Annotated in this window: 15 protein-coding genes; 8 read left to right on the top strand and 7 right to left on the bottom strand. The window is 73.9% G+C overall.

All coding sequences use genetic code 11. From position 1 onward, the window contains the following. Nucleotides 1–347 precede the first annotated feature (347 nt). Together ACMA1D_RS00440 and ACMA1D_RS00435 are read left to right on the top strand one after the other, a co-directional pair. Complete coding sequence (locus tag ACMA1D_RS00440) at nt 348–2,477, top strand: PIG-L family deacetylase (RefSeq protein WP_414721974.1); 2,130 nt, start codon at nt 348–350, stop codon at nt 2,475–2,477. Between the two features lie 99 nt (nt 2,478–2,576). Beyond that, a complete protein-coding gene (locus ACMA1D_RS00435) occupies nt 2,577–3,884 on the top strand; it encodes an acyltransferase family protein (protein ID WP_414721796.1) in 1,308 nt (435 codons plus the stop codon). A gap of 108 nt (nt 3,885–3,992) precedes the next feature. On the opposite strand, the gene ACMA1D_RS00430 is transcribed toward ACMA1D_RS00435, so the two are convergent. Further along, a complete protein-coding gene (locus tag ACMA1D_RS00430) occupies nt 3,993–6,353 on the bottom strand; it encodes an MMPL family transporter (protein WP_414721795.1) in 2,361 nt (786 codons plus the stop codon). 266 nt (nt 6,354–6,619) lie between these two features. On the opposite strand from ACMA1D_RS00430, the gene ACMA1D_RS00425 reads away from it, so the two are divergent. Continuing rightward, nucleotides 6,620–7,801 (top strand): sensor histidine kinase, encoded by a 1,182-nt coding sequence (locus ACMA1D_RS00425; RefSeq protein WP_414721794.1) that lies wholly within the window; start codon nt 6,620–6,622, stop codon nt 7,799–7,801. Beyond that, a complete protein-coding gene (locus ACMA1D_RS00420; RefSeq protein ID WP_414721793.1) occupies nt 7,798–8,484 on the top strand; it encodes a response regulator in 687 nt (228 codons plus the stop codon). Before ACMA1D_RS00425 ends, ACMA1D_RS00420 begins: the two co-directional genes overlap by 4 nt. 205 nt (nt 8,485–8,689) lie before the next feature. Here the strand turns inward: ACMA1D_RS00420 and ACMA1D_RS00415 are convergent, their stop codons facing one another. Then, nucleotides 8,690–11,962 carry a chondroitinase family polysaccharide lyase gene (locus tag ACMA1D_RS00415; protein WP_414721792.1) on the bottom strand — a complete coding sequence of 1,091 codons (3,273 nt, stop codon included), beginning with the start codon at nt 11,960–11,962 and terminating at the stop codon, nt 8,690–8,692. A 206-nt stretch (nt 11,963–12,168) separates the two neighbouring features. On the opposite strand from ACMA1D_RS00415, the gene ACMA1D_RS00410 reads away from it, so the two are divergent. Together ACMA1D_RS00410 and ACMA1D_RS00405 are read left to right on the top strand one after the other, a co-directional pair. Beyond that, nucleotides 12,169–12,777, top strand: a complete 609-nt coding sequence (locus ACMA1D_RS00410) for a TetR/AcrR family transcriptional regulator (protein WP_414721791.1) — start codon at nt 12,169–12,171, stop codon at nt 12,775–12,777. A 320-nt stretch (nt 12,778–13,097) separates the two neighbouring features. Then, entirely contained in the window at nt 13,098–13,859 is a 762-nt protein-coding gene (locus tag ACMA1D_RS00405) for an SDR family NAD(P)-dependent oxidoreductase (protein WP_414721790.1), read from the top strand. Between the two features lie 106 nt (nt 13,860–13,965). Here the strand turns inward: ACMA1D_RS00405 and ACMA1D_RS00400 are convergent, their stop codons facing one another. Together ACMA1D_RS00400 and ACMA1D_RS00395 are read right to left on the bottom strand one after the other, a co-directional pair. Then, the gene (locus tag ACMA1D_RS00400; RefSeq protein WP_414721789.1) at nt 13,966–16,275 is read right to left on the bottom strand and encodes an alkaline phosphatase family protein; all 2,310 of its coding nucleotides are present in this window, start codon (nt 16,273–16,275) and stop codon (nt 13,966–13,968) included. A gap of 262 nt (nt 16,276–16,537) precedes the next feature. Further along, nucleotides 16,538–17,890, bottom strand: a complete 1,353-nt coding sequence (locus tag ACMA1D_RS00395; RefSeq protein ID WP_414721788.1) for an MFS transporter — start codon at nt 17,888–17,890, stop codon at nt 16,538–16,540. A 457-nt stretch (nt 17,891–18,347) separates the two neighbouring features. Between ACMA1D_RS00395 and ACMA1D_RS00390 the strand changes: the two genes are divergently transcribed. Together ACMA1D_RS00390 and ACMA1D_RS00385 are read left to right on the top strand one after the other, a co-directional pair. Beyond that, nucleotides 18,348–19,130 carry an MBL fold metallo-hydrolase gene (locus ACMA1D_RS00390; RefSeq protein ID WP_414721787.1) on the top strand — a complete coding sequence of 261 codons (783 nt, stop codon included), beginning with the start codon at nt 18,348–18,350 and terminating at the stop codon, nt 19,128–19,130. Next, a complete protein-coding gene (locus ACMA1D_RS00385) occupies nt 19,127–19,747 on the top strand; it encodes a DedA family protein (RefSeq protein ID WP_349993091.1) in 621 nt (206 codons plus the stop codon). Before ACMA1D_RS00390 ends, ACMA1D_RS00385 begins: the two co-directional genes overlap by 4 nt. A 227-nt stretch (nt 19,748–19,974) precedes the next feature. Here the strand turns inward: ACMA1D_RS00385 and ACMA1D_RS00380 are convergent, their stop codons facing one another. The 3 genes from ACMA1D_RS00380 to ACMA1D_RS00370 form a co-directional block, all read right to left on the bottom strand. Beyond that, on the bottom strand, nt 19,975–21,243 hold the full coding sequence (locus ACMA1D_RS00380; RefSeq protein ID WP_414721786.1) for a serine hydrolase domain-containing protein: 1,269 nt from the start codon (nt 21,241–21,243) through the stop codon (nt 19,975–19,977). 190 nt (nt 21,244–21,433) lie between these two features. Further along, complete coding sequence (locus tag ACMA1D_RS00375) at nt 21,434–22,636, bottom strand: serine hydrolase domain-containing protein (protein ID WP_414721785.1); 1,203 nt, start codon at nt 22,634–22,636, stop codon at nt 21,434–21,436. 290 nt (nt 22,637–22,926) lie between these two features. Continuing rightward, entirely contained in the window at nt 22,927–24,420 is a 1,494-nt protein-coding gene (locus ACMA1D_RS00370) for an erythromycin esterase family protein (protein WP_414721784.1), read from the bottom strand. Nucleotides 24,421–24,457 lie beyond the last annotated feature (37 nt).

The raw sequence follows: 24,457 nt of genomic DNA, 5'->3' as shown, positions 1-24,457 counted from the left end.
GGGCCCGCGCCGGTGGTCCCGGCCGCTCTCCGGGACCACCGGCGCCGTCACGCCGCCCACCGGAACCGGACCGTCCGTCTCCCCCGCGGCCCCGCGGACAGAACCGCGCGCCCCACCCCGCACTCCACACCACTCCCCGCGCAGCGCTCACCCACCGCACCCGCATGCCTCTTCCCGTACAGATCGGGACAGATTCGGACAGTTTTTCGATACGTGACGGGCTTGGGCGACCCGGCGGGCAACCTCGATGATCGCCAGGGCATCTCTCTGCATGCCAGGGTGGCCTTCAGGTGGCCGCCGAGGAACGACACAGGGCCACTCAGGTGCACAACATCGCCCACAAGGGGATAGCGCGACGGTCGGCGCTGGCCGGCATCGCCGCGGTCACCGCGGCTGCCGCCGCCGGCTGCGCGGGCGGCGGTTCCGGGACGCCACGGCCCGCCCGCCCCCCGGTCCGGGCCGTGGACCCGAGCGCGACCGATGCCTACACCACGGCCGGCAAACCGCTGCTGCTCCAGGTCATGGCGCACCCGGACGACGACCTGTACTTCATGAACCCGGACGCGGAGCAGTTGGTGCGCGCGGGGGTGCCGGTGGTGTCGGTCTACGTCACCGCGGGCGAGGCGATCGGCAAGAACTGGGTGCCCGGCATGGACCGGCCCGTGCTCGACAAGGCCGCCTACTCCGCCGCCCGGCACCAGGGCCTGCGGCAGGCGTACGCCACCATGATCGGCGTCGACGCGTTCACGGCCTGGCAGACCTCGGTGATCGACCTGCCCGGCGGGGTGCGGGCCGAGAGCGACGTCCTCGTGCACGGCCAGCACCGGATCCAGTTGATCTTCCTCAACCTGGCGATGCTCTCGCCGGGGCGGGTCCGGCTGCCCGCACTGTGGTCCAAGGCCGGCGCGGTCATGCAGACCCTGGTGGCCACCGGGTCGCCGTGCCGGACGGTGAGCCGCTACCACCACGACACCCTGGTCGACGTGCTCGCCGCGATCATGGCCGAGTGCCGGCCGACGGTGATCCACACCATGGACCCGGACCCGGAGTTCCAGACCCACGACGCGGACCACCCCAAGGACAACGACTACGGCTCCTGCTCCGACCACCGCGACCACACCCCGACCGCGCTGTTCACCTGGAAGGCCATGTCCCAGTGGGTGGCCGACGCCACCCGACGCGACCACCGCGCACCGCGCTTCACCACCCTCGCCTTCCGCGGCTACTACAACCAGCGCTGGCCGCACAACCTGCCGCCCAGCGTCGTCCAGCGCAAGCTCCGCCTGGTGGACGCCTACGGCGGCGACCCGCGCTGGGAGTGCGGCAACCCGGCCGGCTGCGGCGACTACGGCCAGGGCCAGGGCCGGGCGCTGCGCAGCCGCAAGGGCTGGGTCCGCTCCACGCACCACCGCTACCCGGGCCCCCAGGTCGCGGTGCGCACCGATGCGGCGGGCCGGCTTGAGGCGTACGGCGTGCTCGGCCTCCAGGCCGCGCGCTGGCGCGAGACGGCGCCGGGCAGCGGGCGCTGGGCGGCGCCGCAGAACCTCGGGGGCGGGCCGCTCGCGCCGGCGTTGGCGCAGGTCACCGATGCCGCGGGCCGGGTGGTGCTGTTCGGGCTGCGGTTCACCCACCTGGAAGGACAGGGCGGCGGCAACGTACGGGAGCTGGTGGCGCTCGAACAGCGCACGCCCGGCGGCGGCTGGCGACCCTGGCGCAGTCTCGGCACCCCGGAGCAGCGGCCGGTGCGGGGCCGACGGGTCGGCACGCCGGTGGCCCTGGCCACGGCGGACGGCCGGGTGCACCTGTTCGCCCGTACCGCGGCCAAGGGCCTGGCGACCCGGGTGCGGGCGGCGGACGGGGCCTGGGGGCCGTGGCAGGACCTGGGCGGCGACGGCGTGCAGGACGGGCTGTCCGCGGTGGTGGACCGGCAGCAGCGGGTGCACGTGTTCGCCGCCGGGCACGACTCCGTGCACCACTGGACGCAGGACGCGCCGGGCGGCCCGGTCTACTTCCAGCCGCTGACCGGGCTGCCGCAGCCCAGCCACCAGCCGGGCGTGGCGCTGGCACCGGACGGCACGCTGGCCCTGGTCTACCGGGCACCGGCCGCGCCGAGCCCGCTCGCGTACCGGCTGGCGACGGCGGCCGGGGACGGCGGGCCGCGAGCGGCCATCGACGGGCGGGAGCTGCACGGCACCGCGCTGCGCCACTTCGACGGGTACGGGCCGATAACGGCGCTGACCGTGGCCGGGCGCCGCGGTACGGACGCCGTGCTGCTGGTCGGGCGGGCCGAGGACGGCCGGATGCAGGTGCAGAAGGGGCTGACGGCCGGTGCCGTGCCGCACCGGGCGCCGGCCGGTCCGCTGCCGGTGGGGGCCAGTGCGCTGGTGGCGGGTGCGGATCAGCAGGTGTGCGTCGTCGGCATGGGGGCAGGCGCCGCGCCATGGGTCTGGCAGCCCCATCCGACATCGGACGTATGACATCCGGACCGGCTGCGGCGAGCTGGGCTCCTGGCATGTCAACATGCCCGGAATGGTCGCCGTGCCCGGCGGCCCGGGCTCCGAGGAGGGGAAGACGATATGCGCGACGCCGACCGAGGCGATGTCGATGGCGGGGCGACCCACCACCTGCGGTCGGCGCCCAGACTCTACGTGCTCGACGCGCTGCGCCTGATCGCCGCCCTGATGGTGGTGCTCTTCCACTACGTGGCGCTGTACGGCGGCTGGGAGAACAACCCGCGGGCCGTCTTCCCCTCCCTGCACGCCTACGCCCGCTACGGCTGGCTGGGCGTCGAGGTGTTCTTCCTCATCAGCGGGTTCGTCATCTGCATGAGCACCTGGGGGCGCTCGCTCGGTGACTTCGTGGTCTCCCGGGTCTCCCGCATCTACCCGGCGTACTGGGTTGCAGTCCTGCTGACGGCGCTGGTGGTCACGGTGTGGCCGCAGGTGCGCCAAGTGGACGGCTGGGACCAGGTGTTCACCAACCTGACCATGCTCCAGCAGGGCCTGGGCGTCTCCGACGTGGACGGCGTGTACTGGACGCTGTTCATCGAGTTGAAGTTCTACGCGCTGTTCGCGGTGGTGGTGGCCACCGGGGTGACGTACCGCAAGTGCGTGATGTTCTGCGGGATCTGGACGGCCGCTGCGGTGATCGCCCCGACGGCCGACAACACCCTGCTCGACATGTGGGCGATGCCGCTGTACTCGCCGTACTTCGTCGCCGGCATCGCCTTCTACCTGATGCACAGGTTCCGCCCCACCGCACTGCTGTGGGGCATCGTGCTGGTGTCGCTGCTGCTCGCCCACCACCACCTCGGCGAGCGCATCGGGGACAACCTGGCCGGCGCCAAGCAACCCATCGCGCACTGGCCGGCCCACCTGATCGTGACATTGGCCTTCGCCGTGCTGGCGCTGATCGCGCTGGGCGCCCTTGACCGGGTGCAGTGGCGGTGGCTGGCGACGGCGGGGGCGCTGACGTACCCGCTGTACCTGGTGCACATGTACATCGGCCTGACGATGATCCACTGGCTGCGCGGGCTGCTGCCCGCGCCCTACCTCGTGCTGCTGGTGGTGGGGGTGATGCTGGTGGCCGCCTGGCTGCTGCACCGCTGCGTGGAGCGCCCGCTGGGTTCCTGGCTGCGCGGGGCGCTGCGGCGCGGCATCGACGACATGCGCCGCTACTCGGTGCCCCGGGCCGGCTCGGGCGGCGCAGGTGGCGACGGCGGCCCGACCGGTGGCCGTACGGAGCCCGTCGCGGCGGCCGGCGCCACCGGGCCCGTGCCCGCAGCGGCTGCCCCCGCCGGCTCCGCCGAGCCCGCGTCCACCACCACCGCTGACCGGGCGCCGCTGGTACCCGCCGAGCGCTCCCCGGTCGGCGAACGCGTCTGAGCCCGCGGCACCGGCCGGGCCACGAGGGCTCGGCCGGCGCCGCGGGCCGGGTGACTCCCGCCCTGCGGCGGGGCGGCGGGGAGCACGCCCGCCCGGGCCGGGTCCGCGTCAGGGTGTGGAGGTGTCCCGCTGGTACGGCTGCTGTTGCGGGTGGGACTGCGGCTGGTGCTGCTGGTAGGGGTGCTGCTGGTACTGGGTCTGCTGGTACTGAGCCTGTTGGTACGGCTGCTGCTGGTACTGGGCCTGCTGGTAGGGCTGCTGCTGGTACGCGTACGGCTCGTGCTGCTGCGGCACCCCGTACTGGTCGTCGTGGCGCGGCTTGCGGTCGGGCCTGATCGGCCACCAGGTGCTGCGGCCGAGGAGGGCGGCGAGCGCCGGCACGAGCACGACGGACAGGACGAACGCGGAGAGCATGATGCCCAGCGCGGTGGCGAAGCCGATCTGTTGGGTGGAGGGCACCACGTTGACGGCGAGGCTGCCGAAGGAGGCGGCGAGGACGACGCCGGCGGTGGCGATGGCGGGCGCGGTGTGCCGCACGGCGCGGGCCACCGCGGCCCGGGCCGGCCCCGGCCGCTCCATCTCCTCCCGGATGCGGTCGCTGATCAGGATGTTGTAGTCGGTGCCCAGCGCGACCACGAACAGGAACAGCACCAGCGGCAGGATGAAGTTGACGCCCGGCTTGTCCAGCAGGTGCTGGAAGAAGAGGGTGGAGGCGCCGAGCGTGGCGGCGAAGCCGAGGCCCACCGCGAGCATCAGCATCGCCGGTGCCAGCAGGCTGCGCAGCAGCATCAGCAGGATCAGCGCGATGAGGACCGCGGCGACCGGGAAGACGATCTTCAGGTCGTGGTCGACGGCCGTGGCGACGTCGGCGAAGATCGCCGCCGTACCGCCGACGTGGGCCTCAAGCCCGTCGGGGGTGTGCTGCGCCACCGCGTCCCGGACCGGCCCTTCGACCAGGTCACGGGCCTTCTTGCTCTGGGTGTCAGCGGTGAGGTAGAGGTCGAGGCGGGCGGCGTCGCGCTCCTCGTTGAGCTCGACCTTGCCGACCTGGCCGACGCCGTCGACCTTGGCGAGCGCGGCGGACAGCGGGGCGACCTGCCCGGTGGTCAGGTGCTTGCCGCGGTCGGTGGTGACGTAGACGGTGGTCGGGTCGGACACGCCGGCGGGCAGCGCGCGGGAGACTTCCTTGGCGGTCGCGGCGGCCGGGGTGTCCTGGTTGCCGCTGCTGGTGTCGAAGTCCATCTTGATGCCGACCAGGCCGGCGGTCAGCGCGCCGAGCAGCGCCACCGAGGCCACCACCAGGGCGAAGGGACGGCGGGCGACGAGGTCACCGATGCGGGCGGCGAGCCCGGCGCGCGGCTCGCGCTTGAGCGAACGCGAGGGCCAGAACATCTTGCGCCCGGTGACCGCGAGCAGCGCCGGCATCAGGGTGAGGCTGGCCAGCAGCATGACCAGCACCGAGACGGCGATGGCCGGGCCGAGCACCCGGAACTGGCCGAAGCTGGCGATGCCCAGGGTGGCGAACGCGGCCACGATGGTCAGCGCGGCCGAGGTGATGGCGGTGCCGACCCGGGCGCTGACCTCGGTCGCGACGGCGCGCGCCGGCCGGTCCGGGTGGGCCCTGAGCTGTTCGCGGAAGCGGAACAGCAGGAACAGGAAGTAGTCGATGCCGATGCCGATCAGCACCACGCTGATCATGCTGGGCGTCGAGGTGTCCAGCTTGATGTCGGTGATCAGCGCCACGCCGACCACCGCACCGGCCGCGGCACCACCGACGATGACGACGGCGAGCAGCGGGATGATGGCGGCGAGCACGCTGCGGAAGACCAGCACGTTGATGAGGACGATCAGCCCCATCATGACCATGCCGACGATCTTCTCGGTGTCCTCCTGGGCGTCGCCGGTGTCGACCAGGTCGGCGAGGCCGCCGGTGAACCCGGTGCGCAGCCCCTGCTTGGCGAAGTCCTCCTTGGTGTCGTCCCGGAAGGCCCGGTACAGGTCCTGCATGGCCGGGTCGGAGGAGTTGCCGGTGAGCTGGACGGAGAGCAGTTCGAAGGCCCGGTCGGGCGCCACCAGGGCGGTGCTGACCTTGGGGGTCTGCGCGTAGTCCTCGGCGAGGAAGTCGGGGGTGTCCTCGGACGGCTCGGGCATCTCCAACCGGGTGCTGCCGAGCTTCTTCGCCAGGTCGCCGATGCGTCGCTCGTCGGGCCCGGTCAGTGGCTTGCCGTCGCTGCGGGCGACGAGCACGGTCACCGCGTTGGCGTCGGGCTTCACCCCGAACCGTTCCTCGGCGACCTTGAGCGCGGCGGCCGAGTCGTACTTCGCCGGCAGGAAGTCGCCGCTCTGCGACTGGGTGACGCGGTAGATCAGGGCCTGGCTGACCAGGGTCAGGAAGATCCCGACCACCGCCCACAGGGCGATGACCTTCCAGGGATTGCGGGTGGAGAACCCGGTCAAGGCTCGGATCACTGTGTCCTCCGGTAGCGGTGTCGTGCCGAGTTCTCCCGGCCACTCCAAGCTCACCAGCGCCCCGCGCCCGGATCGTCCGAGCACGGGACGAAAAGGGGCCTGGGAGCTGAGCCCGGTGGCCGGGGTCGACCAGGACCCTGGTCCTAGACCCGAGTCACCTCGCTGACCAGCGGGGGAGGCTGGTGGTCAGGGCAAAATGGAGGGGAGCTCCCTCAGCACGACGTACCGGCAGCGGTCAGCAGGGGTGTCGGAAAGGACCTAGCGACATGTCGAGATCGCGCCCCGCCCCGCGCGCCTTCGTGGTGCCCCCGGAGGCGGACGGTCGGCCCTGGTCCCGCGGCGACGCGCTGGTCGCCGCCGGGGCCGGCGTGCTCGACCTGGTCGGCTTCACCATCACCATGCAGGACGACGTGGGGTTCGTCCCGGTGGACGGGTGCCTGCTGACGGTGTTGGCCGCGGTGCCGTTGCTGGTGCGGCGGCGCTATCCGCGGCTCACCCTGCTGGCGGTGCTGGCGCTCGGTCTGCTCCTCAACCTGACCGTGCCGGTGACCCAGCACTTCAACGCGACGCTGGCGGTCGCCCTGTACACGGTGGCGCGCACCCAGCGGCCCCCGTTCGTCATGGTGGCCACCGTGGCGACGGTGGTGTGCTCGGTGGTCCGGCAGCGGGCGTGGCCGCTGCCGAACGCGATCGACGTCTCGGCCAACACGGCCGGCGCGATCATGGTGCTGATCGCCGCCGCCGTGGTGAACTACTGGCACCGGGACCAGGCGGCCAAGGAGCAGCGCAGGGCGGACGGTGCGGTGGCCGAGGAGCGGCGTCGGATCGCCCGCGAACTGCACGACATCGTCGCCCACCACATCACGACCATGCAGCTCATGGCCGGTGGCGCCCGCGCCAACCTGGACCGTGACCCGGAGGTGGTCCGGGAGGCGCTGATCACCTTGGAGGGGTCGGGCCGGATGGCGCTGCGCGAGATGCGCCAACTCCTCGACGTGCTGCGGGCCGGCGACGAGGTGGAGGAGGCGCCGACGGAACCGCAGCCGGGCGTCGGCGACCTGGAGCGCATCGTCGCGGAGTCCTGCCGGGCCGGGTTGCCGGCCGAGCTGGACGTGCGGGGGGCGGAGCGCCCGTTGCCGCCGAGTGTGGGCCTGACGGTGTTCCGCATCGTGCAGGAGGCGCTGACGAACGCACGCAAGTACGCGGGCCGGGCGCGGGCCGAGGTGCGGCTCACCTACGAGGAGGGCGCGGTGGCCGTCGAGGTCACGGACGACGGGGACGGCGGCGGTACGGGCTTCGGTTCGGGTTCCGGGTACGGTCTGGTCGGTATGCGGGAGCGGGTCGTGCTGCACGGCGGCACGTTGGAGACCGGGCCGCGGGACGAGGGTGGGTACCGGGTGTCGGCCCGGTTGCCGCTCGCCGCGGACGAAGGGGTGGCACTGGGATGAGCGGGACCGTTGACCAGCCGGTGATCAGGGTGCTGATCGCGGACGACCAGCCGCTGGTGCGGCGCGGGTTGGCGCTCATCCTCACCCCCGATCCGGCCTTCGACGTGGTCGGCGAGGCGGCCGACGGCGCGGAGGCGGTGGCCCTCGCGCAGGAGCTGCGGCCGGACGTGGTGGTGATGGACATCCGGATGCCGGTCATGGACGGGGTGGCCGCGACCGAGCGGCTGGCCGTTGAGCTCCCGGAGTGCCGGGTGCTGGCCCTGAGCACCTTCGACATGGACGAGTACGTGGTCTCCGCGCTGCGTGCCGGCGCCGCCGGGTTCCTGCCCAAGGACATCTCCCCGGAGGAGCTGGTCACCGCGGTCCGGGTGGTGCACGGCGGCGAAGCGGCGGTCGCCCCCCGCCTGCTGACCCGGCTGATCTCCACCTACGTACGCGCTCCGCACCGCCCCCGGGCCGTCACCGCCACGGTCGGCGACCTGACCCCGCGCGAGCTGGAAGTGTGGCGGCTGATGGCGGTCGGTCTCGACAACGCGCAGATCGCCGACTCGATGGAGATCAGCGTCTCCACCGTGAAGAACCACATCACGAGCGTCTTCGGCAAGCTGAGCGTCCGCGACCGGGCCCAGGCGGTGATCGCCGCGTACGAGTCGGGGCTGGTGGAGGTCGGCAGCGGGAAGTAGCCGCGGCGGGGGCGGGTTGGCTGTCGTCGCGCTGTGGAGTGGCCGGCTGTGGGGTGGTGGCTGCTACGAGGTGGATGACTCCCACGGGGGTGCCCTGGCTGCCACCCGGGTGGGTGACTCCCCCGCAGGTGGGTGACTTCGCTGCGGTGGGCCCGGCTCTCGTACGGAACGGGCCGGGGGCAGCCCGCTGCCGCCCCCGGCCGGCTCAGCCGCGTACCAACCGCATCTGTACCGGGCGCCCGTGCACGGTGCGCACGTGCACCACGGTGTCGCCGCCCGCCGTGCTGGCCCGGCACCGCTCCCCCGCCGCGAGGCGCCAGCGGCCGTGCAGCCTGACCCGCAGGGTGTGTTCCTGGCTGGGGTGGGTGAGCCAGGGGCGCGAGTAGGGGCTCCAGTGGCCGACGTAGCGGTCGCCCTCGTACTGGTCGGGGTCGCGGCCCTGGTAGAGCCGTAGGTCCGGGTCGCAGACCGAGAGGGCCAGCGCGTCCGGTCCTTCGGGGCGGCTGAGCAGCAGCGCCGGGGTGTCCACGGCGCGCGGCACGCCGCCGCCGGCACCGAGCCCGCGGTCGGCGGCGAAGGCGGCGTGGCCGGTGATGCCGGTCGCCCGGTCGGTGACGACGTGGGCCCCGTCGTCGGCCCGGTGCACCGTGTACGGGGCGCTCGCCGGGTCGGCCATCCGCCGGGTGAAGTCGGCCATGGTGGCGGGGGTGGCCCCGATGACCATGGCGTACGAGTAGTGGGCCGCGGTCGGCGCGGTGCCGTGGCGGAGCCAGGCGGTGGCGAAGTCGCCCCGGGTGGGTACCCCGTTGCCGTGCCGCCGGGAGTGCTGAGTGGTGCGGGTGAGGGCCAGCCGCTGGCCGGCCGGGACGTAGTAGCCGAGCCCCTTGTCGTCGAGCAGCCAGGTGTCGGCGGTGAGGACGCCGTCCGGGTGCTGGTACGGGAAGGCGGTGAGGGGATGCGGGTCGCCCAGGTGGGTGGGGGCGTCGGGGCGGTCCAGGTGGGTCTGGAAGAGGGTGGTCTCGGTCTCGTGGTGCCGGTCGCGGTTGCCGATGCCGGTGCCGAGGGCGATGACCCGGTCGTCGAAGAGGAAGACGGAGATCCGGGCCCGGTGGCTGGCCTCGTGCTTGGGGTGTTCGTGCAGCCGCATGGCGAACATGCCGTGGCGGCCGTCGATGGTGTGCCCGCCGGCGAACGCCTCGTCGGTGAGCAGCATCTCCTCGATGGTGCCGGTCAGGTCGGCCCGCAGCTCCTCCCACGGCAGGTGCAGGGTGGTGGTGCCGGGGCGCCGGTTCCAGTCGTAACCCTCCTGCACGAATCCGCTGGCCTCGTTGGTGACGGGCCTGCCGCGGTGGAGTACGTGCAGGTGCCCGTAGGTGTTGTAGCGGCCGTACCAGTTGGCCCCCTCGTACACCTCGGTCGACCACAGGTAGCGGTTGTGGCCGCGGACCACGACCTGCCAGTCGGCGCGGCGGTGCACGGCGAGCGCGGCGTAGTTGTACGCCCAGGCGCCGGTGGGTGACGGTTCGGCGCGCACCCCGGCGGCGGTCAGCCGGGCGGCGACCGCGCGCTGTTGTTCGCTGGGGCGGGCCGGCAGCAGCCGCAGGAAGGCCGCGCCGACCTCGCGGTCGATCGACTGCCGCCCGTCCGGGGTGCCGGCGACGGCGAGCCACTGGTACGGGGCGGGGGTGAGGCCCGTGGTGCCCTCGGGTTTGCGACCGCTGAGCGGGATTGGCCAGTGCAGGGTGTTGGCGAAGATCCGCAGGGTCAACACGGCGTGCCGCAGCGCCTGGTGGGCCTCGGTGCTGATCCGGAACGGGCCGCGGGAGAGCAGGTAGACGATGGGGGTGCAGCCGGTGAACCCGTCGCGGGCGTAGTCCGGGTAGCAGCCGACGTGGTGGAAGGTGGTGCCGTCGACCTTCAGGCCGTCCTGGATGCCGTCGGTGGGCAGCAGGTAGCTGCTGAGCCAGTCGCTGAGCGCGCGCAGGTGGCCCACCTGGCGGGCCGGTCCGTCCTGGAGCAGTGCCACCGCGAACATGCCGCGCACGGTGGTGTTGAGGATGTCGGCGGTGGAGCCGTGCCCGTTGCGGAAGTCGAAGCCGCGGCGCAGCCTGCCGAGCCCGGAGAGCCAGCTCAGGTCGGCGCGCACCGCCTCCAACAGACCTGCCCCGCGTAGCACTTCGCGCATCAGGACGACCGAGTCGTAGTAGCCCACCAGGGCGAACCCGAGGTGGTGGACGGTGCCCTGGCAACTGCCGTACGCCCAACCGAGCTCCCGCAGCCTGCGGACGATCCGCAGGTAGAGCGCGCCGAGGGGGGTGGCGTGCGGGGAGCCGGGGCCTGCCGCGTCGTGCGCCTGGGCGATGGCGCGGAGCAGCCCGGTCACCTCCTTCAGATCGGCGGCGTCGACGAAGGCGGTGAGGTCGCCGGCGAGCTGCGGCGGATAGATCTGCCCCTGGAACGAGAACACCGCCCGATCTGTCACCAACTCCTCTGCTTGTTCGGTGAGTTGGCGCACGTAGGCGTCGGTGACCGGTGGACCGCCTGCCAGGTAGTCGTCGTGGTAGCGGCGCTGCACGGTGCGCAGCCCGGCGCGTTCGGCGGCGGTGGGTGGCGGCGTCTCGATGGGGTGTCGGGTGAGCAGCCTGTCGAAGAGGTAGAGGGCCTGCCAGTGCTGTTGGTCCCAGCCGTCGCCCTCGATGCCGATGTGGTTGACCTGCGCGTCGCGACAGGGTGCGTCGGGCCGCAGGGCGACGTTGAGCAGGATCTGATCGAGCCAGAGCGTGCCGCTGCGGCGGGGCGCGGTGATCCGACAGGTGTCCATGTCGGTGCGCGGGTGGCCGTGCAGGTCGTACGCGTACCGCAGCCAGGCGGTACGCCATCCGGTGTAGTCCAACCGGAAGTCGAACCAGCAGTCGACGCGCTCGCCCCGCCCGAAGGTGAAGCGCACCGCGTCATCGGTGGCGTGCTCGTTGTACATCCACACCGCGAAGGTGTCCACGGTCCCCTGCCACGCCTGGTCGGCGAGCGGCCGGGTGCGGTACGGGTCGGGCGACCAGGCCAGGTCGGCGGTGATGGTGAGGTGGGTGCCGGGCCCGTGGTCCCACCGCAGCGCGTGCCGCCCGCAGACCGAGCCGTGTTCCGCGCCGATCGCCACCGCACTGCCGGGCCCCGCGGCGAGCGCCTGCGGCACGGCGCTCTCCAGCAGGAAGGCGGGCGGGTGGAGCGCGAGCGCGCGCTCTTCCAGGGCGACGGCGCGCGGGTCGGGTGCAGGGTGTGTGGGTGGCCGCTCCGCGGCGGGTGTGATGGGTGGCCGTTCCGCGGCGAGCGCCCGGCCGGTCCCCACCTGCGCGAACGGCAACAGGGGGACGCCGTGGGCGGCGAGCCCGCCGCCGGCCGCCGCACCGTAGGCGAGCAACCGCCGCCGCCCGACCCGCGGCCCGCCCGGTACGCTCGCTCCGCCCTCGGCACCGCGCTCCATGGGGTCTCCTTCCGCCGACTGCCGGTGCTCCCCCGCAGCCCGATTGTGCGGACGAATCGGCACCGGGCCCAGGGTGCGCGCCGGAACGGGCCCGGATGCCCGAACGGGACGCGGGCGGGCGCGGATGCCGGCGGCGCAGGGGGCGCGGCGTCATCAACCTCGACCTTTATTGACCGACCGTTCTCAATAGGGCTAAGGTCGATCACGTGGCCAGGACCAAGGAGTTCGATCCGGATGCCGCGCTCCAGGCAGCGCTTGAGCTGTTCTGGCGGCGCGGCTACGAGGCGACGTCGATGGCGGACCTCGTGGCGCACCTCGGCATCGCGCGCGCCAGCATCTACGCGACGTTCGGCAGCAAGCACGAGTTGTACGCCAAGGCGTTGGAGCGGTACGGCGAACAGCACGGGCCCGACCTGGTGACCGAGCTGTCCCAGCCGGGGCCCGCGCTGCCGGCCGTGCGGGCGGTGGTGCGCCGGTTCGCCGCCGAGTCCGCGACCGACGACGAGCGGCGGGGCTGCTTCATCACCAACACGGCGATCGAACTGGCCCCGCACGACCCAGCCATGGCCCGCCGGGTCGGGGCCAACTGGGACTCCATCGAGACCGCGCTCACCTCGGCGCTGATCCGGGCCGGGGCGCAGGGCGAACTGTCGCCCGAGCGGGACCCGCGGGCGCTGGCCCGGATGCTGCTCGTGCTGCTCCAGGGGATTCGCGTGATCGGCAGGTCGACCGACCGGCCCGGTCTGCTCACGGAGGCCGCCGAACAGGCACTGGCCCTGCTCGAACCGCCCGGGACCGCCGCCGAGACCGACTGACTTTCGACCGGCCCGACCCCCGACACCGGCATCGGCAGCCCCCGACCGACTCCCACACCCACGCCCCCAACAACCCCGGCCGCACCAGGCCCGACCGCCCCGCCCACTTCCGTACGGGCCGACACGGCGACACCGCGCGCCCTCCCACCACCACGCCACCCCACCGCCCGGCCACCCAGTCACCCAGTCACGCGATCACGCAGCGGGGTCCCAACCGGGCGGGAGCGCCACTCCACACACCCTCATTCAAGACCGATCGATCTGATATCAAGTCGCGCATCGCCCGTCAGGGGATGCCGGACGCTTAGGGAGCAACCCTCATGACCGCACGCTTCACCGGCAAGACCGCACTCGTCACGGGTGGCGGTACGGGCATCGGCCGGGCCGTGGCCCGCTCGCTCGCCCGCGAAGGGGCGCGGGTCGTCGTCGCCGGGCGGTCCGCGCAGTCGCTGCGGGAGACCGTCGCCCTGGTCGAGGCGGACGGCGGCGTGGCCGCCGCGGTCACCGCGGACGTGACGCAGGGGGCCGAGGTGGAACACCTGGTCCGGGAGGTCGTGCAGCGGTTCGACGGGCTGCACGTCGCCGTCAACAACGCCGGGCTCTTCCTGCCCGCGACGCCCGCCGCCGACCTGGCCGAGGAGGACTGGCGGCGCATCCTGGACGTCAACCTGACGGGCGTCTGGCTGTCCCTCAAGTACGAGGTGCAGCACATGCGGGCGCACGGCGGCGGCACCATCGTGAACATCGCCTCGCGGCTCGGCGCCCACTCGCGGCGCCGCAACCTGGCCGCGTACGTGGCGAGCAAGGCCGCCGTCAGCGCGCTGACCCGCAACGCCGCGCTCGACCACATCGGCGAGGGGGTGCGGATCAACGCGGTCAGCCCGGGTTCCACCGACACCCCGATGTCGACGCTGCCGGGCGAGGCCCCGGAGGCGAAGGCCGCCCGGATGCGCGAGCAGGTGCCGAACGGGCGGGTGGCCAGGACCGAGGAGATCGCCGCCGCGGTGCTCTACCTCGCCTCCGACGACGCGGCGTCCACCGTCGGCGCCGACCTGGTGGTGGACGGCGGCTCGACCGCCTGACGCAGGACGGGCGGACCCACGGCGCCGGCCCCAGTGGCCCCAGTGGCCCCAGCGGCCCCGGCCCGGGGTCGCCGAGCCGCGGACGGTGCGGGGTCGCCGAGTGGGATCAGCGGGCGCCGTCCCGTACGGCGGAACCGGTCGAACCGGTGGGCTCGGGGGAGCCAGCGGCCTCCGTCTCCCCTGCGGCGTCCTCCGCAACGTCCTCCACGGCGCCCTCCGTGAGGTGCTCCGCCTCCGCGAGCCAGCGGCGCAGCACCTCGTGGACCTGTTCGGCCCCGACGAGTTCGGTGCCGTCCGTGGTGGGTGGGGTCAGATCGCTCGGCCAGAACAGGAACGGGTGGCTCTGGTCGCCGCCGAGGCCACCGTGCGAGCCGATCTGGCCCTCGAAGGCGTGCACCTCGCCGGCGTGCGGGTCGTACGCCGAGTTGATCATGATGTCGGCCACGTGCGGGAAGCCGTCGGTCCGCGCCACGGCCTGCGCCGCGCCGGGCCCGAACGGCTCCAGCGGGCTGGTCCCGATGATCCGCCCGGTGTCGAGGTGGTGTTCGCTGCGGTGCGCCCCGAGCACCACCGGGCCGTGCTCCGCCGAGCGGACGAGCAGGAAGCCGATGCCGGGATGCTCGGCCAGGGTGTGCAGCAGCGCCGGGTGCCGGCGGTCGATCTCCTCGCGCGTCAGCCGGTGCGGCACGTCGGGGAACGACACCAGCCCCAGGTTGCCCGACCCCAGCACGATCGGTCGCGACCGCCGCCGCCGCTGCGCCTCGGGGCGGTCGAAGTGGCGTTCCTGGGGTGGATCGGGGTGGTCGTCGGGGCCGGTCGCGGGGTGAGCAGGTGACGGGCTCGGGGCGTGTTCGCGCTCGTGGGTCTCCTCGGGGCGGTGCAGGGCGGCGCGGGCCGCCGCGCGGGCCTCGGAACCGCTGCGGGTGCGGCCCGCGCGGCGCGGCACCGGCAGCCCGCACCCCGCCCGCACCAGGTCCTCCAGCGTGAGCCCGTACTGGGCCGCGAAGGTCTCGCCCGGCGTCTGGCCGTGGTCGGAGAGGAGGACGAAGCGGTACGGGCGGGGGGCGTGTCGGGCGGCCTTGGCGATCAGCTTGATGCTGCGGTCGAGCCGGCGCAGCACCTGCTGCGCGTCCCGGCTGTGCGGCCCCGAGTGGTGGGCGACCTCGTCGTAGGCGACCAGGTCGGCGTAGACGGCGGTGCGGCCCGCGAGCATGTCGCCGATGACGGCCGCCACCACCACGTCGCGCTCGACGACGGTGGCGAAGGCCCGGACGAACGGGTACAGCCCGCCGCGCCCCACCCGGGGCCGCTCCCGGCGCAGCTTGGCCCGGGTGGACTGGCCCACTTCGCGGCAGACCTCGGCGATGAAGGAGCCGGCGGTACGGGTGGCGTTGGCCGGGTCGGAGAAGTAGGCGAAGTAGCCGGCGCGGGAGCGGTTGTGCCGTCCGCGGCCGGCGGCGACCGACAGGACCAGGGCGAGTTGGTCGGCGCCGCCGGTGAACAGGTTGCCGCGACTGGCGCCGTCGTTGGCGAGCAACCCCGGGTGGCCGGCGCGGGCGGTGGCGCGGCGCTGGAGTTCGGCGGCGCTGGACGGCCGGTTGCTGATCATCAGCTCGCCGGTGTCCTTCTCGTACCAGCGGAAGGCGGGCACGTCCGCGTTGGAACCGTGCAGGATGCCGAGTTGGCTGGCGCCGGTCTGGCTGGACCAGTCGGTGCGCCACGGCGTCAGGGTGTGCGTCGTGCCGGCCCAGGTCGCGAGGGTCTCCATCAGGGGCGGTCTGGGACGGGTGCGGCCCCGTGCGGCGGGGCGCTGGCGCAGCGCGTCGTACAGGGTCGCGTGGCCGACGCCGTCGAGTTGCAGGAAGACCGTGCCGGGCGCGGCGGCCGGCTCACCGGGTACCGGGGCGCCGGCCGGCCCGCCGCGGTGCGCCGCCGTACGGGCTCCGCCGCCGCGGCGCTGCTTGCGGTACGCGAGCCGGGCCAGCCGTCTGCGGTAGGCGCCGTCGTCGCGGACGGCCAGCGCGGTGCTGGTGGCGGACGAGGCGGCCGACATGACGGCGGCGACCACGACGGCGGTCTCCGGCTCCACCTCGCCGCGACCGTCGGGTATCAGGCTCAGCGCGACCAACAGCAGCGAACCGTTGAGGAAGAAGACCAGCAGGCCGAGCACGTACGCGGGCACCAACAGCAGGGCGCGCACCAGGCCGGGCCAGACGAGCGCGCTGAGCAGGCCGAAGGCGCCGGCGCCGGACGCCGCGGTGATGCCGATCCGGGTGGCGCTGTCCCCGTCGGCCGACTGGAGCCTGAAGTCGGGCAGAATGCCGGCGAGGGCGAGCATGGTCAGCGTGCTGACCGCCCACACCACCGTCACCCGCAACAGGGTGCCGCCCACGGTCTTCCATCGGGGCCACTGCAACGCGCCTTCACCTCGTGTTTCCCGCCCGCTGGTGCCGGGCTCGCGTCCAGCGTGTCACGGTGTGGCCGCGACCGTACTTTCGCGCTGGCACCGGCCGGCTTCCGCGACGGCCAGCCGCACCCACGATCGGGCCGGCAGCGCGGCCCACCGGACCGGCAGCCCGTCATTCCGGGTTGCCCATCCGGCGCAAGGCCGTCGACCGTACGAGACACCCACCCAGCCGAGCCACCCACAACCCACCCGCCGGGTCCACTCAACCCCCTCAGCCGCGCCCGCGGGGCATCAGCGTCGCCGCCCCCACCGTGGCCAGGACGGCGAGGGAGCCGGCGATGAGGAAGGCCGTGCCGTAACCCTGCGCCCCGCCCCGGGCGTGGGCGACCGCGGTCAGCACCGCGATGCCGAGGGCCGTACTGACCTGCCGGGTGGTGTTGAGCAGGCCGGAGGCCAGGCCCGTCATGGCAGGCGGGACGCTGCTGGTGGCGGCCACCGTGATCGGTGTGAAGGCCACCCCGGCGCCAACCCCGACCAGGACCAGCGGCACCACGATGTCCGGCAGGAACGCGGTGTCCTGGCCCAGCCTGACCAGCAGCAGAAAGCCCGCCGCCACCAGGGTGAGACCGAGACAGGCGGTGGGCCGGGTGCCCCAGCGGGTGGTCAGCCAGCCGGTGACCTGGGCGCCGGCCATCACGGCGAGGGCGGTCGGCAGGAAGCCAAGACCGGCGCGCGACGGCGAGTAGTCCAGCACGTTCTGGAGGTAGAGCGAGAGCACCACGGGGCTGGCCAGATAGCCGATGCCGAGGCAGAACATCACCGCGTTGGCGCTGTTCACCGCGCGCTGCCTGAAGATCCGCAGCGGCATCAGCGGGCTGCGCGCCCACCGGTGCTGCCAGGCCACGAACAGCGCGAGCAACAGCACCGCGGCGGTCAGGAAGGCCACCGCCCGCCCGGTCCCCGACGGCTCGCCGAAGGCGACCACCCCGTAGACGAGCGCGGCCAACCCGCAGGTCACCAGCAGCGCGCCGGCCACGTCCAGCGGTTCGCGCGGGGACTCGCTCGGCGGCCGGTGGGCCAGTACCCGCCAGGCGACGGCCAGCACCACCAGGCCGATCGGCACCTTGATGAGGAAGACCCAGCGCCAGCCGAGCGAGTCGGTGAGCACCCCGCCGAAGACCGTGCCGGCAGCGGCCCCGACCGCCCCGATCATGCTCCACAGGCCGAGCGCCTTGGCCCGCTCGGCCGCCCCCGCGTACGCCAGGTGGACGATGGTGAGCGTGGTGGGCATCAGCAGCGCGCCGCCCACACCCTGCACGGCCCTGGCGATGACCAACTGGGCGGCGCCGGTCGCCAGCCCGCACCACAGGCTGGCCGCGGTGAACACGCCGAGCCCGGCGAGGAAGACCGCGCGGGTGCCGATCAGGTCGGCCAGCCGGCCGCCGAGCAGCAGGAAGCCGGCGAAGGCGAGGGTGTAGGCGTTGACCACCCAGCCGATCGACGCGTCGCTGAAACCGAGCGCCCCGGAGATCGGCGGCAGGGCCACCGACACGATCGTCGCGTCGAGCACCACGAGGAACTGGGCGCTGCACGAGAGCAGCATCAACAGCCACGGCCGGGTCATGCCGCTCCCCGGTGGGCCCGCGACGGCCCCCGGCGCACCGGTCTTGCCCCCGCTTCTCAACACGGCGCGCGGCGACATGCGTTCCCCTTCCCAGCCACTCCCGGAGTCCCGTTAGGTAAGGCTAACTTAGCTAATGCGCCCCTTACGCTCCGGCGGCCTCCCACGTCCCGCACCGGCCGAGAATTCACCTCCCCATGACCCGCCCATGACCGCGCCTTGAGCAATCCACACGCCCGGGTCCGACAGCCACCCCGCACCCACCCCGGGCTCCGCGAGCACCGCACGCCCACCCACTCCGAGCCCGGCGCGCCCCATCCACACCCCATCCCCATCGCGTACGAGCGCCGGCGACCCGGGCCGCGGCCACCTCCACCGCGGCCCGGCCCCGTGCCGGCGGGCGGCTGAACTACGCTCGGACGGGCTGGCACGGGCCAGCGCGTGAGAGGGGAGGCCCCGGGTGTCGGTGGAGATCACCTGGTGGGGACATGCCACCGCGACGGTGGTGGACTCCGGTGTTCGCGTGCTCACCGATCCACTGCTCGTCCAGCGCCTCGCCCATCTGCGGCGGCGGCGCGGCCCCGTCCCACCGGCCAGCGCGCTGCACACCGATCTCGCGCTCGTCTCCCACCTGCACGCCGACCACCTGCATCCCGGCTCGCTGGCGCGGCTGCCGCACGGTACCCGGCTGATCGTGCCGCGGGGCGCGGGCGCCGCCGTGCCCGCGCTGCGCCGGGTGGCGAGCGCGCGCGGGCTGCGGGTCACCGAGGTGCTGCCGGGCGACGAGGTCACCGTGGGCGAGGTGCGGGTGCGCGCGGTGCCGGCGGCGCACGACGGACGGCGGCTGCCGTACGGGCGGCGCAGGGCGCCCGCGCTCGGGTACGTGCTGCACGGCGCGGCCACCACCTACTTCGCCGGCGACACCGGGCTCTTCGACGAGATGGCCGAAGTGGTCGGGGAGTGCGACGTGGCGCTGTTGCCGGTCGGCGGCTGGGGACCGCAGCTCGGCCCGGGACACCTGGACGCCCGGCGCGCGGCACAGGCGCTGCTGCGGCTCGGCGCGGCCTGCGCGGTGCCGGTGCACTACGGCACGTTCTGGCCGATCGGCCTCGACGCGGTCCGGCCGCACGAGTTCCACGCGCCGGGCGACGACTTCGTACGACACGCGGGCGAACTGGTACCGCAGGCGGCGGTGCACCGGCTGCTGCACGGCGAGAGCGTGCGCCTGGAGGCCGCTCGGTGATCGCCGAACTCGCCCGTTCCGTACCGCCCGAGTCCACCCAACAGGCGGTCGGCTACCCCTCGCTCTTCCTGCTGGTCGTGGTGGGGTCGCTGGTGCCGGTGGTGCCGACGGGGGCGGTGGTCAGCTCGGCCGCGGTGGTGGCGATCCACCAGACTTCGCCGCTGGCGCTGCTGGTCGTCTTCGCGGTCGCCGCGTCCGCGGCCTTCCTCGGCGACCTCGGCCTGTACTGGCTCGGCCAGCGCGGCGTGCGCTCGAAGAACGGTTCGCGGTGGCTGGGCCGGCTACGCGAACGGGCCGCGCCCGAGCGGCTGGAACAGGCCCGCACCCGGCTCGCCGAGCACGGCACCGCCGTCCTCGTGCTGTCCCGACTGCTGCCGGCCGGGCGCATCCCGGTGATGCTCGCCTGCCTGCTGGCCCACCTGCCGCTGCGCCAGTTCGCCCGCGGCGCCGCCCCCGCGGCCCTGGCCTGGGCCGCCACGTACCAGCTCATCGGCATCCTGGGCGGTTCACTCTTCGCCGAGCCGTGGGAGGGCGTGGCCGCGGCCGTCGGCCTGGCCCTGGTCGTCACCGTGGCCCCGCCGGTGTGGCGACGGGTGCGCGGCACGTCGCCCGGGTGAATGTAGGCGGCGCGCCACGGGAGTGCCCGTTCGGTTAGCCGTACGGGGGTGGCTCCGGGCCCGCGCCGCACACCCTCCCCGTCGCGCAGTACGGGCCGGCCCGCCCGGCCCGGCCGACACACCCTGAGAGGCCCCGGGCAACGACGCCCCGGGCAACCCGGGACCCGAGACACCCCGGCGCACCCCGAAACACCCCGGTCGGCACACCCCGCCCTACGGCCGGCAGGTCAATCGGCATCGCACAGCGCATGGTCGATGAGTCGGCCCGTCGCCTCGTCCTGGCTCGTCTGGCGGGGGTCGCCGGGGCGCCAGGTGGTCACCGAGGTGGCGACGGCCCGCTGGCCGTCGTCGGTGGCGCCGGCCCAGGAGACGTAGCCGGGCGTCGCACCGCCGTGGTACCAGATCCCGGCCCGACAGCCCTGCACCGGGCGCCAGTACAGGCCGAGCCCGTACCGCGCGCCGGGCTCCCCCGGCCGCCCCTCCCGCACCGCCGTGGTCCGCTTCAACTCCGCGAGTTGCGCATCGGCCAGCAGCCGGCCGTCGAAGAGCGCGCGGAAGAACTCCGCCACGTCGCCCGCGGTGCTGGTGAGCGGCGCGCGGCCGGGCGGCAGGTGGACGGAGGTGTCGGTGAGTTCGTCCGTGCCGGGGAAGCGGGTGTAGCCGGTGGCCGACGGCGGCGGGAGCTGGCCCGACGCGGGGACGGTCGCGGTGCGGCGCAGGCCGAGCCTGGCGATCACCCGCTGCTGGATCTGGTCGGCCAGCGGCCGGCCGGTGACCTTCTCGACGATGAGGCCGACCAGCAGGTCGTTGGTGTGCGAGTAACCCCAGCGACGCCGCTCGACCGGCGTTCCGGGATCGGGCCGCCAGAGTGGTTCGCGGCTGGTCGCCCAGCGCACCAACTCGACCGGCCGGTACGCCTCCAGCCGTGCGGCCCGGAAGGCGCCGGGCGTGAAGTCCCTTACCCACGGCAGGTGTTCGGTGTAGTCGCGGAGGCCGCTGGTGTGCCGCAGCAGGTCGGCCAGGGTGATGCGGGAGCCGTCGTTGCCGTGGCCGCGGACCACGCCGGGGAGCAACCCTTCGACGGTGTCGGTGAGGCGGAGCTCGCCTTCGCCGACGAGTTGCAGGGCGACCACCGCGGTGAACGGGGTCGCCAGGTCGCCGATCCGGTAGTGCGCGTTCCACGGCACCGGCCTGCGGGTGGCCAGGTCGCTCTCGCCCGCGCGGGCCGCGGCCGTCCCGTCGACGGTCCTGACCTCGGCCAATACGCCCGTACCGCCGGCGACCTGGACGGCCGTCACGTCCCTGCGCAGTTCGCGCCGGTCCAGCGTGGCCTGTCCGGGCGCGGTGCCGGTGGCCGTGGCGACCGCCCCCGCCGCGACCGCGGCGACCACGCCGAGGCCGATGCCGATCCGCAGCCTGCGGGCGCCCCGCACCCGCCCGCGCCGGCCGCCGCCCCCTGCACCGCGGCCGTCCGCTCCCGCAGTGGTTCCCCGCACCGCTCCCCCTCTCACTGCGCCGGCACCCGCCGTTGACGGGCAATCCGGCCCTGGCCGCCGGCCCGCGTCCCGGGCGGCGCGCGTACGGCGCCCGGGCGCGGGTCCTTCCATCCTCCCCCTCGGGTGCCGCCGGGCGCCGCCGAGTTTTTTCCGTCCCGGTGGCGCCCCGACGGTCACCGCCGGCCGCCCCTCAGCGGCACAGCGCGGAGTCCACCAGGGCCCGGACGTCGCCGGGGCCCTGCTTGACCGTGTGCCGGTCCGCGGTGACGGCGACGGAGACGGCCCTGCCGCGCTCGGTGACGCCGACGCTGGTCTGGTAGCCGGGGATGTCACCGCCGTGGCCCCAGGCCAGGCCGCCGCAGGTGAGCGGCGTGCTGATGAGGCCGAGCCCGTAGCGGGCGCCGGCCCACAGCTTGCCGCCGGTGGGGACCGTGGTGCGCATCTCGGCGAGCTGGGCGGGGGCGAGGAGTTCGCCGCCGAGCAAGGCGGTGAAGAACCGGTTCAGGTCGGCCGGGGTGGAGATGATCTGCCCGGCGGCCCAGCCCCAGGACGGGTCGAGCTCGGTCATGTCCTGGAGCGGCGCGCCCACCTTGGCCGCGTAGTAGCCGCGCGGGTGCGGCCCGGGGATGCGCTCGTCGCCGACGCCGGGGAAGGTGGTGTGGCGCAGGCCGATGCGGTCGATGATGCGGCGGGTGATCTCCTCGGCCAGCGGCCGTCCGGTGACCTTCTCGATGATCAGCCCGGCGATGGTGTAGTTGGTGTTGCTGTACTCCCAGCCGGCGCCGGGCGCGAACAGCGCCCCGTGCGCCAGGCCCAGGTCGAGCGTGGTGCGCGGCTGCACGTAGGCGTGCCGCTCGCTGCCGGTGATGTCGCCGAGGTAGGGCACGTAATCCGGCAGGCCACTGGTGTGCTGGAGGATCTGACGGACCGTGATGTTCCGGCCGTCGATGCCCTCGCCGCGCACCAGCCCCGGCAGATACCGCTCGACGGGCTCGTCGAGCCCCACCTTCCCCTCGCCGACCAGTTGCAGGACGACCGTCGCGGTGAACGTCTTGGTGTTGCTGCCAGCCCGCACCCGGCCGTTGAGCGGGGCCTTGGCCCCGGTGCGCAGGTCGGCGACGCCGGCGACCTGGTTGCGGGTCCGCCCGTCGGGCTCGGTGGTGGCGGCCAGCGCCGCCGGGTACTGGTCATCGCGCACCAGGTGGACGAGGCCCTGGCCCACGGTGTCCTGCGGGCGGTGCGGGGCGGCCGTCGCCGGCAAGGTCGCGCCGACGGCGAGCGCCGTGCTCACCACCGCGGCCACGGCGAGCGCGCGCCGCGGCCGGCGCGGGGCGAAACGGGCTCCCGCCAGGCGGGAAGAGAGGGCCGAGGGACGGTCCGAGAGCCGGGTCATCGAAGGAACCTCCAGGTCGCGCCCGGTGGGCGCGGCGGATGAGTGGGTTGGTGCCAGGTCGCCGGGCGGGGGCGCGCACCCGAGTCCCGGCCGTCGTGCCGTCTGCGTTGGTTGACGCACGGACTGGCCGGCGGGTTGCGGAGCCTGCCCCGGGTGCGGCTGGTGGGGCTGCTGGTATGGCGTCAGCTCCGGGGCGCTGCGGGCCCGCGGTCGCCTGGTACGCCTCGTACGGGGTGCCGGGTGGCGCAGGTGCGGGCGGCGGGGGCCGATCGGGGCCGTGGGCCGGGGCGTCACCGCGGCGTGGTCGTGGTGACCCGGTGCAGGTGGACCACGATGTCGTAGTTGTGGCCGAGCCGCGTCGACTCGTACTCGTCCGCCGGCCAGGAGGCGCCGATGCTGCGCACCGGGCGGGCGGTCGTCAGCCAACTGCGGGCGGTGCGGGGCGCCGTGCGGGTGTCGAGGTAGTAGTCACCCTTGGCGACCCGTTCCAGGGTGTGTTCGCTGCTGTTGGGGGCGGCGGGGCCCAGCTCGACGGGGCGGTAGACCTTCTTCGGGTCCTCGGGGTCGACCGCGTTGAACCCGCCCTGCCCGAAGGTGAATCCGAGGTTGACGTACCGCTTGCCGAGTTCCTCGCGCAGCACCTCGCCCTGGGTGGTCGGGTAGTAGTCGGGCACGTTGGACTCGCCCCCGACGTGCGTGTTGTGGGCGGACAGGAAGACCCGGGTGCCGCTGTGCCGCTGCCACCACACCGTGTTGGCGGCCATCACCTCGTCCCGGTAGCGCATCGCGCCGGGCGCGTCGTTCACCATGTCGTACCCGAACAGGGTGCCCACCTGGGCGATGGCCCTGGCGTGCTGGAGGACCAGCGCGTGCGCCCGCCGGTCGGGTCCTGGCCGCTGCCGTTCCAGCAGGGTGAGTACGGACTGCACATCGTCCCTGAGCTGTCGCCGCTCGGCCAGCGGCATCGCGAACCTGGACGTCATCGTCTCGTCCATGCCGGCGGTCGGCCGCGATGCGGCGTACTTCTGCTTGACGGTGGGCAGCAGGGCCGGGTAGTTGCGGGCGACGTACGCGGTGACCCGGTCGAAGAGTTCGGGCCCCGCGAAGGCCGCGTCGTCGCCGACCACCCGGAGCTGGTCGCGGTGGCCCTCGTTCCAGGCGCGCATCCAGCGGAACAGGTCCGCCATCTCCTCGGTGTTCCACAGCGCGCCGCCGTTCTGGAACTCCTCATCCATGATGGTCGCCAGGTCGCCGTCGCCGGTGCGCACCCAGCGGTCCAGGCGCAGGCCGGCGCTCCACTGGATCTCGAAGGCGAAGGTGCGGAAGTTCCGGTGCTCGACGAGGTAGCGGAACAGGCGGTGCTTGGTGGTGACGAACTCGGCCGACCCGTGGGTGGCCTCCCCCGCCCCGACGACGTCCGCAGCCCCCACCATCCGGCCGAAGGCCCGCAGGTCGCCGTCGAAGGGCGCGTCCGGCGCGGTGCTGCGCAACGGCTGGTCGACGCGGGCCAGCTCCCGGGCCGGGTCACCGCCGCCCGACCCGGCGGCCTGCGCCGCACCGGCCCCGGTCAGCGCGGTCAGACACAGCGTCAACGGGAGGGCGAGGAGCAACCCTGAGCTGCGGCGCCGGGTGTGGGCAGGGCGTCCGGTACGGGTGTGGGCCGTGTGCTCCGTACGGGTACCGGCCACGTGCTCCGTACGAGTAGAAACCGGGGTGCCGCCGCGGGTGACGGAAGCGGAAACCCCGTTCATGGGCCCGGTCTCGGGCACATCGTGTGATCGCATGTCTGGAGGCTAGGAAACCGCACCCCGCCGGCACATC

It is taken from the genome of Streptomyces sp. 796.1, from assembly GCF_047525675.1.
Classification (GTDB): Bacteria; Actinomycetota; Actinomycetes; order Streptomycetales; family Streptomycetaceae; genus Streptomyces.
This window is presented reverse-complemented; position numbering and strand designations above follow the sequence as displayed.

Coding starts and splice junctions, on each gene's coding strand:
- ACMA1D_RS00425 (WP_414721794.1), top strand. CDS start 6,620: ATGTCGAGATCGCGCCCCGCCCCGCGCGCCTTCGTGGTGCCCCCGGAG.
- ACMA1D_RS00415 (WP_414721792.1), bottom strand. CDS start 11,962: ATGGAGCGCGGTGCCGAGGGCGGAGCGAGCGTACCGGGCGGGCCGCGG.
- ACMA1D_RS00405 (WP_414721790.1), top strand. CDS start 13,098: ATGACCGCACGCTTCACCGGCAAGACCGCACTCGTCACGGGTGGCGGT.
- ACMA1D_RS00435 (WP_414721796.1), top strand. CDS start 2,577: ATGCGCGACGCCGACCGAGGCGATGTCGATGGCGGGGCGACCCACCAC.
- ACMA1D_RS00375 (WP_414721785.1), bottom strand. CDS start 22,636: ATGACCCGGCTCTCGGACCGTCCCTCGGCCCTCTCTTCCCGCCTGGCG.
- ACMA1D_RS00395 (WP_414721788.1), bottom strand. CDS start 17,890: ATGACCCGGCCGTGGCTGTTGATGCTGCTCTCGTGCAGCGCCCAGTTC.
- ACMA1D_RS00420 (WP_414721793.1), top strand. CDS start 7,798: ATGAGCGGGACCGTTGACCAGCCGGTGATCAGGGTGCTGATCGCGGAC.
- ACMA1D_RS00370 (WP_414721784.1), bottom strand. CDS start 24,420: ATGCGATCACACGATGTGCCCGAGACCGGGCCCATGAACGGGGTTTCC.